Origin of the sequence: Haloarcula limicola (genome assembly GCF_010119205.1) — an archaeon.
In the GTDB taxonomy this organism is placed as follows: Archaea; Halobacteriota; Halobacteria; order Halobacteriales; family Haloarculaceae; genus Haloarcula; species Haloarcula limicola.
In genome coordinates this window covers 1,044,217-1,056,054 of the sequence record NZ_WRXM01000002.1, presented here as the reverse complement: position 1 = coordinate 1,056,054, position 11,838 = coordinate 1,044,217, and the positions used below count along the sequence as shown (strand labels likewise).

The 11,838-nt window shown below is 68.2% G+C and carries 12 protein-coding genes; 6 read left to right on the top strand and 6 right to left on the bottom strand.

Translation table 11 applies throughout. The annotated features are described in order from the left end of the window. Window positions 1–106: 106 nt before the first annotated feature. Window positions 107–1,243 (bottom strand): DUF7282 domain-containing protein, encoded by a 1,137-nt coding sequence (locus GO488_RS14755; RefSeq protein WP_162318580.1) that lies wholly within the window; start codon window positions 1,241–1,243, stop codon window positions 107–109. A gap of 187 nt (window positions 1,244–1,430) precedes the next feature. Between GO488_RS14755 and rnz the strand changes: the two genes are divergently transcribed. The 3 genes from rnz to GO488_RS20105 all read left to right on the top strand — a co-directional run bounded on the left by rnz (window position 1,431) and on the right by GO488_RS20105 (window position 3,690). After that, entirely contained in the window at window positions 1,431–2,354 is a 924-nt protein-coding gene (gene rnz / locus GO488_RS14750; protein ID WP_162318579.1) for a ribonuclease Z, read from the top strand. Between the two features lie 58 nt (window positions 2,355–2,412). Next, window positions 2,413–3,486, top strand: a complete 1,074-nt coding sequence (locus GO488_RS14745) for a Gfo/Idh/MocA family protein (RefSeq protein WP_162318578.1) — start codon at window positions 2,413–2,415, stop codon at window positions 3,484–3,486. Between the two features lie 78 nt (window positions 3,487–3,564). Continuing rightward, window positions 3,565–3,690: a hypothetical protein gene (locus tag GO488_RS20105; RefSeq protein WP_277814714.1), complete on the top strand. Its 126-nt coding sequence runs from the start codon at window positions 3,565–3,567 to the stop codon at window positions 3,688–3,690. Between the two features lie 42 nt (window positions 3,691–3,732). Here the strand turns inward: GO488_RS20105 and GO488_RS14740 are convergent, their stop codons facing one another. The 3 genes from GO488_RS14740 to GO488_RS14730 all read right to left on the bottom strand — a co-directional run bounded on the left by GO488_RS14740 (window position 3,733) and on the right by GO488_RS14730 (window position 7,238). Further along, window positions 3,733–4,338, bottom strand: a complete 606-nt coding sequence (locus GO488_RS14740) for a DJ-1/PfpI family protein (RefSeq protein ID WP_162318577.1) — start codon at window positions 4,336–4,338, stop codon at window positions 3,733–3,735. Window positions 4,339–4,799: 461 nt separating this feature from the next. Continuing rightward, the gene (locus tag GO488_RS14735; protein WP_162318576.1) at window positions 4,800–5,774 is read right to left on the bottom strand and encodes an aldo/keto reductase; all 975 of its coding nucleotides are present in this window, start codon (window positions 5,772–5,774) and stop codon (window positions 4,800–4,802) included. A 69-nt stretch (window positions 5,775–5,843) separates the two neighbouring features. Continuing rightward, window positions 5,844–7,238 (bottom strand): PAS domain-containing sensor histidine kinase, encoded by a 1,395-nt coding sequence (locus GO488_RS14730; protein WP_162318575.1) that lies wholly within the window; start codon window positions 7,236–7,238, stop codon window positions 5,844–5,846. Window positions 7,239–7,351: 113 nt separating this feature from the next. Here GO488_RS14730 and GO488_RS14725 point away from each other — a divergent pair, with 113 nt between their 5' ends. Both GO488_RS14725 and GO488_RS14720 read left to right on the top strand, forming a co-directional pair. Continuing rightward, on the top strand, window positions 7,352–7,723 hold the full coding sequence (locus GO488_RS14725) for a VOC family protein (protein ID WP_162318574.1): 372 nt from the start codon (window positions 7,352–7,354) through the stop codon (window positions 7,721–7,723). A gap of 37 nt (window positions 7,724–7,760) precedes the next feature. Beyond that, window positions 7,761–8,015: a DUF7577 domain-containing protein gene (locus tag GO488_RS14720; RefSeq protein ID WP_162318573.1), complete on the top strand. Its 255-nt coding sequence runs from the start codon at window positions 7,761–7,763 to the stop codon at window positions 8,013–8,015. Between the two features lie 151 nt (window positions 8,016–8,166). On the opposite strand, the gene GO488_RS14715 is transcribed toward GO488_RS14720, so the two are convergent. Beyond that, window positions 8,167–9,204, bottom strand: a complete 1,038-nt coding sequence (locus GO488_RS14715) for a TrmB family transcriptional regulator sugar-binding domain-containing protein (protein WP_162318572.1) — start codon at window positions 9,202–9,204, stop codon at window positions 8,167–8,169. A 192-nt stretch (window positions 9,205–9,396) separates the two neighbouring features. Between GO488_RS14715 and GO488_RS14710 the strand changes: the two genes are divergently transcribed. Further along, window positions 9,397–9,846 carry a PaaI family thioesterase gene (locus GO488_RS14710; protein ID WP_162318571.1) on the top strand — a complete coding sequence of 150 codons (450 nt, stop codon included), beginning with the start codon at window positions 9,397–9,399 and terminating at the stop codon, window positions 9,844–9,846. Here the strand turns inward: GO488_RS14710 and GO488_RS14705 are convergent. Continuing rightward, window positions 9,843–11,792 carry a cation:proton antiporter domain-containing protein gene (locus tag GO488_RS14705; RefSeq protein ID WP_162318570.1) on the bottom strand — a complete coding sequence of 650 codons (1,950 nt, stop codon included), beginning with the start codon at window positions 11,790–11,792 and terminating at the stop codon, window positions 9,843–9,845. The two genes, GO488_RS14710 and GO488_RS14705, sit on opposite strands and share 4 nt — an antisense overlap. Window positions 11,793–11,838 lie beyond the last annotated feature (46 nt).

Genomic DNA, 11,838 nt, shown 5'->3' with positions numbered 1-11,838 from the left:
GCGGGCTTTGTCGGTCCGGTCGACGGGTGCGGGCGATGACTGCAACCGCGTTGTCTCAGCCCGGCCGTCAGAGAGTCGGCCCGCTGAATCGCTGCCGGTGGAGGCGTTAGCCGGTCGCCTCGCCCGTCGTTCCCGTCTCGGTCGGCGTCTCCGTGCCGGCGGCCGCGCCGCCGTCGGTCGGCGTCTCCTCGGCTCCGGCACCGCCCGGCGTCTCCGTCTCGGTCGTTTCAGCGCCGGCCTCCTCGGTGCCGGTTTCGGTCTCAGTGCCGGTTTCGGTGCCCGTCTCGGTCGACGTCTCCGTCTCGGCACCGGCGTCGTCGGTCGCCGCGCCCGCGCCGTCGCTCTCGTTGGTGACGGTCACGTTCGCCACGTCGGTGACCGGTTCGCCGTCGACGACGTAGGGACCGTCTTCGAGGCTGAACGTGCTGACGTAGTCGAACGTCTGGTTGTCGTTGCTGTCGACGTGCAGCATCGCAGTGAGCGTCTGGTCACTAGTTAGCTGCATCTGCGAGCCGCTGTCCTCGGCCTGCGTGCCGGTCGTGGCGGTGTCGGTCGTGCCGGTCTCGTTGCCGGTCATCGTCTCGTTGTCCGCCATCGTCTCGTTACCGGTCGCCGTCTCGGTGCCCGTCGTCTCGTTGTCGGGCGTCGCGGTCTGCTCGCCGACGGTCGTCTCGTTGGCGGTCATCGTCTCGTTGCCCACCATGGTCTCGTTGGCGGTCATCGTCTCGTTACCGGCCATCGTGTCGTTTTCGGCGTCCGTCTCACCGAACTCCGCGCCGGGCACCTCGTACAGCGTGATCGTGACGTTGTCGTACTCGCCGGGTTCGAGGTACTCCGAGACGCCGATGGTGCTGTCCAGCGCGTTGCCGCGTTCGAGGATCTCGTCGTGGATGACGACGAAGCCGCCCTCGGGGACGCTGACGTTACTGACCGTCACCGTCGTTCCGTTGGTCTCCTGATCGTCGAACGTGACCGAGGGTTCGGCCGTCTCGTTGTCGGCTGTGTCGTTCGCAGCCGTCTCGTTGTCGGCCTGCGTCGCGGTCTCGGTACCTGCTTCGGTTCCGGTTTCGGTTCCAGTCTCAGTGCCGGCCTCCGTGCCGGTCTCGGTCCCTTCTTCGGTCGGTGTCTCCTCTGTAGGGGTCTCTTGCTGTGCTGTCACGCCGGGGACGGCCGCCGCCTGCGCGGCGAACGCCCCGACCATAGCGATGGCCAGAAAGACGGCCAGTGTCTTGGTACGTATCATGGTTATCTGTCGCCCGTCTGCGGGCGACGCGAGCGAGTGGACAACAGGACAGCCGATAAACAGGAACGACAGTTCAGAACCGAAGGTGAAGCCAACCGTTCGAAAGGCCGTCATTAGTCCGAGAAAGCCGAGCTTTGCCGGACGGGTTTCGACACGCGTTTACCCGTCGGCGGCCCACGACCAGAGGATGCAAGTGACGTTTCTCGGGACGAGCGGGGCCATCCCGACGGTACAGCGCAACACGAGCGGCATCTTCGTCAATCGGGACGGCGACTACCTCCTCTTCGACTGCGGGGAGGGCACCCAGCGACAGATGATGCGCTACGGGACCGGCTTCGGTATCGACCACGTCTTCCTCACGCATCTCCACGGCGACCACGTCCTCGGGATCCCGGGCCTGCTCCAGACGTTCGACTTCAACGACCGTGAGGAACCCGTCGCCATCCACACCCCCGCGGGGACCCGCGGCAACGTCACCCAACTCATCGAATCGACCGGGACGACTCCCTCCTACCCGGTCCGAGTCAACGAGGTGTCGGCCGGTGACACCGTGCTGGACCGCGAGGAGTACGAGGTCCGCGCCGTCGAGACCGACCACCGCTGTATCGCCGTCGGCTACGTCCTCGCCGAGGACGACCGCAAGGGCGAGTTCGACCGCGAGAAGGCCGAGGAGGAACTCGGCATCCCGCCGGGACCGAAGTACTCGAAGCTCCACCGCGGCGAGCCGGTCGAACACGACGGCCGGACGGTTCAGCCCGAGGAAGTTGTCGGCCCGCCCCGGCCCGGCCGCACCTTCGTCTACACCGGCGACACCCTCCCGACGCAGTCGGTCGTCGACGCGAGCGAGGGCGCGGACCTGCTGGTCCACGACGCCACCTTCGCCGAGGACCGCCGGGACCGGGCGCAGGCGACGGCCCACTCGACGGCGAAGGACGCCGCCGAGGTGGCCCGACAGGCGGGCGTCCGAAGCCTGGCGCTAACGCACGTCTCGACGCGCTACGCCGGGCAGGCCGACACGCTCGCCGCCGAGGCCCGCGAGGCGTTCGACGGCGAGGTGATCCTCGCGGAGGACGGGCTGGAACGACACGTCCAGTTCCCGGACAGCGAGTAAGCACGCCCCACCGGGCGATAACACGACCTTTATACCCGGCGGCGGGTATCCGATTTCCATGACACAACGCATGGTGCACGTGGGACTGGGTGGGCAGGGGCGACGCTGGCTGACCGAGGCGATCCCGCCCAACGTCGACGCCGGCCGCGTCGACGTCGTCGCCGCCGTCGACACGGACCCCGAACGCCTCGAACTGGCCGAGTCCGAACTCGGGCTCTCGCCCGACCGCTGTTACACCGGCCTCGACGCCGCGCTCTCGGAACGCGACGCCGACTTCTGTTCGGTCGTGACGCCGCCGTCGGCCCACGAGCCCGTCGTCGAAACGGCGCTCGCACACGGCCTCGATATCCTCTCGGAGAAACCCATCGCCGACACCCTCGAAAGCTCCGTCCGAATCGAGCGGAAGGTCCGCGAGGCCGGCGCGAAGATGGGCGTCACGATGAGCCACCGCTACGACCAGGACAAGACGACGTTCCGCCGCGCCCTCTCGGAAGCCAGCCCCGTGGACTACCTCACCGCCCGATACACGGGCAACGTCCGCAACCGCGGGCTGTACGCCGACTATGTCCACGAGATGACCGACATGCTCCTCTTGGACGGCGCGATTCATCACCTCGACATGCTGGCGTCCTTCGCCGACGCCCCCTGCGAGCGCGTCTACGCCGAGACGTGGGTCCCCGACGGCGCGGACTACGAGGGCGACTGCACCGGCCTCGTCACCCTCCACTTCGCCGACGGCACCCGCGCCCAGTACGAGGGCAGTTACGCCAACGCGACGACGCTCAACGGCTGGGGCCACGAGCAGTTCCGCGCGGAGTGCCGGGACGAGACACTCCTCTTGGACGACCGCGAAGTCGAGCGGTTCCCCTTCGACCCCGCCGACGTCGGCGACTGGTCCGGCCTCCGGAAGGGCGACGGCGAAGCGGTGCCGCTGGCCGAACGCCCTATCTGGGAGAACGCCTGGCTCATCGAGCAGTTCTGCGAGTGGCTGGACGGCGGCGACCCGATGGCCACCCGCGTCGAGGAGAACCTCCACTCGATGGGGATCGTCTTCGCCGCCATCGAGAGCAGTCGCCGCGGCGAGGCCGTGAACGTCCAAGACCTGCTCGACGACGCCCGACAGCGCGCATAACGGGTCGACGGCTGCCGCCCGCTCTCCACTACGGAACGGCCTCCCATTCTTGAGTGAGCGGAGGTACTATGCCGACATATGACACACGACACACCGGACGGGCGCGACGAGCGGCGTCTCTGGTGTGAGAACTGCGAGCTCAGCGTCGAACCGTCGGCCAGCGAGACGGGTCCCGAGTGCCCGGCCTGTGGCGGTGACCTGTGAGAACCGTCACGTTCCAGCGCGCCGACGAGCGGCGGACACCGCTCATTCCCGTCGGTGGACCGGCCCGCGCGGTTCGTACTCCATCCCCGTCGTCACGCTGTCGGCGACGGCCTCGCCCCACTCGCGTTCGACGAGGTGGACCGCCAGGTCCAGCCCCGACGTGACGCCACCGGCCGTCAACACGTCGCCGTCGTCCACGACGCGGGCCTCGACCACGTCGGCGGCCGTCGCTCGCAGGTCGTCGAGCGCCCCCCGGTGCGTGACCGCCGGCCGACCGTCGAGGACGCCGGCCCGCGCGAGCAACATGCCGCCGGTACAGACGCCCGCGACGGTCGCGCCGGCGTCGTGGGCGGCCGCGATGGCGTCGGGCAACTCGCCGCGCCGGGCCGCCGCCCGCGCGCCCACGTCCGCGCCGGAGTTCCACCCGCCGCCGGGGACGACCAGCAGGTCCGGCGAGACGGCGTCGAGGGTCCCATCCATTTCGACCGTGAGGCCGTGACTGGCTGTGACTGTCGATCGCTCGTCTACAGTACGCAGGCTCACGTCCCACGTCGCGCCGAAGGCCCTCGCGTTCTCGAAGACCTCGTAGGGACCGATGGCGTCCAGTTCGTCGAAGCCGTCGAAACACGCGATGGCGACCGTGTTCATATCGAAGACTGGCGCGGCGCGGACAAAGCCGTGCGGATTGTTCCTACTGGCACGAACACGTCGCAGAACGGCGCGGGACGAGCTAGACGACCGGCGGCGTCAGTGGAGAATATCCGGGACTGATCGGGGCGACCGGGTCAGTTGAGCAGCGGGTTGTCTATCGGTTCGAACCGATGCTGGCAGGACGGGCACTCGACGAGACGCCGTCCTCTCTCGCCGGTCTCGACTCGAAACGAACGGGTCCAGCCCACGTGCCCGCACTCGGGACAGCGGCGGATGAACGGTGGCATCATACGTGGTCCCTCGAACGCCGGGTCGTAGGCGCTCGGTTCGGAAAGCGTTGCCGGGCGTCGTCGTTTCGAGACCCCTCGCTTCGCTCGGGCTCTCGCTACTGCTCTGCGGTTCCCTGCGGTCACCGCATCGCTTCGAGGGCCGCGCTCCCTCCAGTCGCGCGCCCCTCGCTACTCGTGCCCGTACACTGCCACCGGCTCGTACGGCTCTTCGAGGTAGGCCACGTCCGACGCCGAGAGGTCGACCTCCAGCGCCTCGACGGCGTCCTCCAGATGCTCGATGCTGGAGGTGCCGACGATGGGCGCGGTGACGTTGTCGTTCTGGAACTGCCACGCGAGGGCGATCTGGGCCATCGTCACGCCGTGGTCGGCGGCGAGTTCCTGGACGCGCTCGTTTATCTCCGGGCTACCCGGCCCCTCGGCGTAGGGGACGCCGGCCTCCTCGCTCTCGTGGACGCCGCGGGTCGTGGCCTCGAACTCCTCGTGCGGGCGCGCGAGGTAGCCAGCGCCGAGCGGACTCCACGGCATCACGCCGACGTTCTCGCGGTCGCAGAGCGGGTACATCTCGCGTTCCTCCTCGCGGTAGGCGAGGTGATAGAGGTCCTGCATCGTCTCGAAGCGGGCCAGTCCCTCCCGGTCGCTGATCTGCAGCGCCCGCTGGAACTGGTGGGCCCACATCGAGGACGCGCCGATGTGGCGGACCTGCCCGCGGCGGACGGCGTCGTCGAGCGCTCGGAGCGTCGTCTCGATGGGCGTGTCGTAGTCCCAGCGGTGGATCTGGTAGAGGTCGACGGTGTCCATCCCCAGCCGGTCGAGCGAGTGCGAGAGCTCCTGCTCGATGGTCTTCCGGGAGAGCCCCCGCGCGTTCCGGTGGTCGCTCGCGCCCGAGAAGCGGACCTTCGTGGCGACGACCTGCTCGTCCCGCTCGTAGTCTGCGAGCACGTCGCCCAGGATCCGCTCGCTCTCGCCCGCCGAGTAGACGTTGGCCGTATCGAAGAAGTTCACGCCCAGGTCGATGGCGCGCTCGATGAGTTCGCGGCTCTCCTCGTCGTCTAACATCCACTCGCGGCCGCTCCCGAAGCTCATGCAGCCCAGACAGACCTTGCTGACTTCGATGCCCGTCGAACCGAGCGTGGTGTACTCCATAGTCGGTCGAGGGGCGGCGGCCGCAAAGGCGTTCTGACCCGACCGACGACCGGCGGTCCCCGCCGCGGTTCACGACGCCCGCAGCAGCGAGAGCGTGATGGTGTTGCCCGCCTCGTCGACGGTGTGGTCGATGTGTCCGCCCGCGAGGTCGACGACCCAGTAGACCAGCCAGAGCCCGCACCCGCGGCTGTGGTTGACGGCGGTCATCTCGTGGTCGCCCAACAGGACCTTCCGGTCGTACTCGGGGATCGGCGGGGCGTCGTCGGCGACCGACAGCTCGACGCGTTCGGGCGTGGTCCGGAGGGAGACGGCGACTTCGGGGCGCTCCGAGCGAGTGTGACGGATGGCGTTCTCGACCAGTTCGGCGACTGCGTAACGCAGTTCGTCGGGAGCGTCGACCGCGACGGACTCGATGCCCTCAGTGGCGATGAGCGCGTCCGGGGACCGCTCGCGGAACTGGCCGACGACGTCTTCGACGATCTCCGCGACGTCCGTCTTCGACGACTGCGGGTTCGCCGTGAGCACGTCGACGATCTCGCGCTGTTTCTCGGCCGTTTCGAGCAGCGCCTCGCCGGCCCGGCGGATCATCGCGGTGCGTTCGGCCGTCTCGCCCTCGGCGTCGGCCGCCAGCGCCGCGGCGTTGCCGAGGACGACGTTCAGCTGGTTGCGGATGTTGTGCCGGAGGAAGTTGTCGATGACGACCAGCTGTCGCTCGCGGCGGCGTCGGTCGGTGACGTCGCGGGTGAAGCCGGCGATGCGGACCACGTCGCCGTCTCGAACTATCGGTTCGGCCTTTATCCAGGCCCACCGATTGTACTCCAGGGAGGGGTTGACCCGCGCCTCCACCTCGACGGGTGTGCCGTTCGAGACCTGTTCCATCGCGTCGACGATGGCTGGCCGGTCGGGCGGATAGATGGCCTCCATGAAGCTCTGCGGGTCGCGTTCCAGCGTCTCGACGGATTGCCCGAAGACGTCCTCGTAGGCCGGGTTACAGAACAGCAGTTCCGACCAGTCGCCGTCGTACATCCAGAGGACGTCGTCGGTCGTGTCGGCGAGTTCCTGCAAGCGCTCTCGCGTCTCGCGGCGCTCGCGCTCGGCCTCGACGCGGTCGGTGACGACGCGGGAACTCACGACGTACCCGTCGAGGTCCGAGTCGGTCAGGTTCGACATCCGACTCTCCAGCCAGACCCACGACCCGTCGCTGGCCCGGTGTCTGTAGGTGGCGGTATCGGCGGCGAACTCCCCGGCCGCGTTCACGACCGCCTCGAATCGGCGTTCCACTTCGGCGCGGTCGTCGGGATGGACGTACTCGAAGACGGTTTCGCCGACGAGGGCCTCGGAATCGAACCCGAGAATGGACTCGGTAGCCGCGTTCACGTACGTGTACGCGCCCGAGGCGTCGACTACCGCGATCTTGTCCTGCGTGTAGTCGAGCAGCGTCGCCGCGACCTCCGCGTCGTTCATTCACTCGGACGACGACACCGAGGGGCAAAAACCCCGGCGGCGCACGTGGTATCACGGGACGGCTGACAGGTCACACCGGTACAGTCATTTCGGGCGCTTCCGAACGGCCGGACATGGATCTGGCACACGTCGCCATCTGCGTCTCGGACCTCGACCGCGCGATGGCCTTCTACGGGGAACTGGGCTTCGAAGAGACCCACCGCTTCACGCTCGACGGCGTCGAGAACGTCTACCTGGGACGCGGCGAGGAGGCGGACCTCCAGTTGCGGTACGACGCCGACCGGACGACCCCCATCGCGCCCTCTCGCGCCGACGTCGACCACGTCGCCTTCACCGTCGACGACGTCGAAGGGACCTTCGAGACGGCTATCGACGCCGGCGGCGCGCCGGTCCTCGAACCGACGGAGATCGACGCCGCCGGAGCCTTCGCCGCCTTCGTCGAGGACCCCGAGGGGTACACGCTGGAGTTCTACCGCTGGCTCTGACCCGAGACGCTACCCGTCCGCGGCCCGTAGAGAGGATATGGTCTCGCCCGGGCAACTGTATCTCCTCGCCGTGACGGTCATGGCGCTCGTGGCGCTCGCCGCCGCGGCTCCGGTGCTGCTCGGTATCGCCCGCGAGGGTCGCGAGCGACTGCGCCGGGGCGGCCCCGACCTGCGGGCAGCGCCCGCCGAGACCGAGGCACAGTCCGACTCGTCCGATCGCCGCTGTCGCCACTGCGGAGCCGAGAACGCGGGCGAATTCGCCTACTGTCGGGAGTGTGCCGGGCCGCTGTGAGAGCGATGCGGAGCGCGGGAAAACATTTATTCTCGATTACGCCATGCGATGGGATGGGTACCGTGGTTCCCGTGCCTCGTGTCCATGCCTGTGACAACGCACCGCGGTCCCGCTGCGGTGATTACCCACCAGTCACCGCTTTTCGAGTCGCCTACTGCTCTCGAACGCTGAGTGCCGCCGCCGAGTAGTCCTCGACGAACGCGCCGGCACCGCCGATGGTCACTTCCTCGCCGTCGACGTCGAGCGTCAGCGTGTTCTGGACCGGGAAATCCGCCGTGACGGGTTCGACGAGGCTCTGGTTGACCGCGACGACCGTGCCGGTGAGCGTCTGGTGGCCCTGTCCGGGGAAGAGGTGGGCGGTCACCAGCAGGTCCCGCTCCTCGGCGTGCTTGACGATCGCGAACAGGCCGTGTCTGAACGGGAGGTTCTCGGCGGGGAGTTCGGGCGGGTCGGCGCTGGCTACCTCGTCACCGGCGGCCCAGAAGTTAAACCACTGGGAGGTGATCGCGCCCGCCGTCTTCGGACTCTGTTCGAGGACGAGACTGTAGTCCCCGTCGCGGTGTTCGCCGCGCAGCAGCGAGGAGTCGCTCGTCACCGCCGACGTGTCGTCGACCGTCACGAGCGTCTCGACCGGCGGTTCCCACGAGCGGACGATAGTCGCGATCTCGGTCGCGTTCTCGACGATGCTCGTCTCCTCGCCGTCGCCGAGCAACAGCGCGACGAACACGCCTCGGTCGCGCGCCCGCTTCAGCGGGTCGGAGAGCCGCTCGGCGACGACGGCGGGCAGCATCATGAATATCTCGTCTTCCGCCTCGTCGATGAGGCGTTCGAGGCGGCGGTACAGCGTCTGTCGAGCGCGGACGAGCTCGATGCCGGGATAGTCGCGCTCCGTATCCGTATAGCGTTCCGTGAGGTCCGATTCGAGGTCGGTCAGCTCCTCGGTCATCGACTCGATGGCCGACTCGGGGTCGACGGCGCGTATCTGCGTCGGCGTTCGGTGGTCGTCGACGACGACGAAGCCCCGCTCGGCGAGCGACTCGACGAGGTCGTAGACGTATCCGGTCGAGATGTCCGTCGCCTCGCTGACGGTGGCGACGGTCGCCGTCCCCCGTTCGAGGACAGCGAGATAGGTCCGTGCTTCCGTCTCGGAGAGTCCGAACTGTGTCAGTCGTTCGGCCGTCGAATCCATCTTGGTCGTCCGTCGATACGGAGCCCCTTTACTGCACCGTTCGCCCCGAGCGCCGTCGATATCGGGCCTTGCCGCCCGTCGGACGCCGAGCGGTCGGCAGTTGCGCCCGCTTCGAGTGTGGTCGCCGACCACTCTTCATCCGTTGTTCTCCGTTCTCGGAGGCTTATACGGCTTCGCGTCGTCCGCTCGGCTATGAGCTTACAGGCGCTGTTCAACGACGTCCCGTTCGTGGCCGAACTCGGAATCGAGATGACCGAGGTCGGCGACGGACGCGCCGAAGCGCGGCTCCCGCTGCGGCCCGAACACTCCTCGAACCCACAGACACGCATCGCCCACGGCGGGGTCACCTACTCGCTGGTCGACACCGTCGGCGGGGCCGCCGTCGTCTCGCTGTCGGAGAGTATCTCGCCGACGGTCGACATGCGGATCGACTACCTCGCGCCCGCGACGGCCGACCTCCGCGCCGAGGCCGACGTGGTCAGAAACGGCGGGAGCGTCGCCGTCGTCGACGTCGAGGTGTACGACGCCGACGACCACCACGTCGCCACCGCTCGCGGAACGTACAAGACCGACGGCGACGGCGGGCGCTCGCCGTGGACTGAGGGCGTCGACGAGGAGACGGTCGAACGGCTCTCGGACTAGTCGCCGTTACCGACCAGCGCCATCCCGTCGCGGACCGATTCTCGCCGCCCCAACAGCGTGACCATGTCGCCTTTCTGCAGGACGTAATCCGCGGTCGGGACGTCGGCCTCCCTGTGGTCCTCGCCGCTGACGAGGGCGATGAGACAGGCTTCGGGGAGCATGGGTCCGACCTCGCGGACCGTCTTCCCGACGAGTTCCTCGTTCAGCACTTCGACCTCCTGCACGTCGCCGGTCCGGCCCACGTCGGTCATCCAGTGGGCGATGGCCGGGCGCTCGATCTGGTTGTCGATGGCCCACGCCGTCGCCATCGCCGAGGAGATGGTCCGGACGCCGAGCTCCTCGAACGCCTCGACGTTGTCGGGGTTGTTGGCCCGGGCGATGACCCGTTCGACGTCGAACTTCGAACTGGCCAGCTGTGAGACCAGCAGGTTGGCGTCGTCGTCCCCGGTCGCGGCCACGACGGTCTTGGCCTTCGCGGTGCCGGCCGACCGGAGGACGTCCGTGTCGGTGCCGTCCCCCCACTCGACGGCGAAGCCGTCGTTGCGGGCGCGTTCGACGATCGATTCGTCCTCCTCGATGATGACGACGTTCTCGCCCCGGTCTTCGAGGCGCATGGCGAGCGCACGGCCCACCTGTCCGCCGCCGACGATGATGACTCGCATTGGTATCACGTCCAGTTTCTCCGCGATGTACCGCGCGAGACCGCCCTCGAACAGGGCGGTCACGAAGATGACCAGAAAGACGGTCCCGAGTAGAATCTCCGCCTGGTTCGCCAGCAGATCCGCCTGCGCGACGAGCTGTTCGGCCTCCTGCCCGCTCGCGCTCTCGGCCTCCGTCCGCAGCTCTCCGGCGACGTTGTTGAGTTCCGCGGCGAAGAGCGTCGCCACCGACGCCGGGATGATACCGCGCGGGCCGACGAAGCTGACGAACCACTTCTCCGCGCGGGTGAAGCGGTCGCCGACCGTCGAGGCGAACACCAGCGCCGGGCGAATGACGAGCGCGACGGCGAGGACGACCGCGATGCCGGCCAGGCCCACGTCGATGAGCGCGTCGAGGCTGAGCTGGGCCGCCAGCGCGATGAACACGAACGAGAGCACCAGCAGCGTGATGTCGCCCTTGAACGACTCGATGTCCTCCTCGTAGGGGTGGTCGACGTTGCCGAGCGCCATGCCGGCGGTGGCCGCCGCGGCCACGCCGGCTTCCGTCGCGATCGTGTTCGCTGCCGCGTAGGCGACCAGGGCCCCGGCGAGCACCAGCAATCGGGAGTTCCGCGGGGCGTCGCCGGGCGAGAGGTCGATATACTGGAGGAGGTAGTACAGCACGCCCGCGACGACGAGCCCGACGAGCAAGCCCGTCCCGAGCCGGAGCGCGAACGCCTGCAACAGCCCGTCGCTCGTCGCGCCGGGGTTGACCGTCTCGAAGACGACGACGGCGATGATCGCCGCGGTCACGTCGTTGACGATCCCCTCCGTCTCCAGGGCCGTCGCCACCCGGTCTCTGACCGGCACGACGTTGAGGATCGGCGTGATGACCGTCGGCCCGGTCGCCACCAGCAACGCACCGATGAGGAACGCGAGGTTCCACGTCACCGCCGCGTCGGCGAAGGCGAACTTGACCGCGACCGCCGTGCCCACGAGGGCGATAGCCGCCCCAAGCGTGACCAGACGGAACGTCGCGGTCGGGGCCTCGCGGATACGCTCGAAGCGGAGGTGGTACGCCCCCTCGAAGACGATGATGGCGACGGCGAGCCCGACGATCGCCGTCAGCGCGGGGCCGAAGGTGTCGCTCGTGATGAGTCCGAGTCCGGGTTGGCCGATGACGACGCCGACCAACAGGTAGAAGATGATACTCGGTACTCGGAGGCGGGCGGCGAGAACCTGTGCGAGGACGCCCAACCCGATGATGCCGGCGACCAGCGGAATCAGGAGTCCGGAGCTACCAGCCACTGCTGTCCTCCATCTGTTTCCGACAAAGTATCCCCCTCCTATAAAC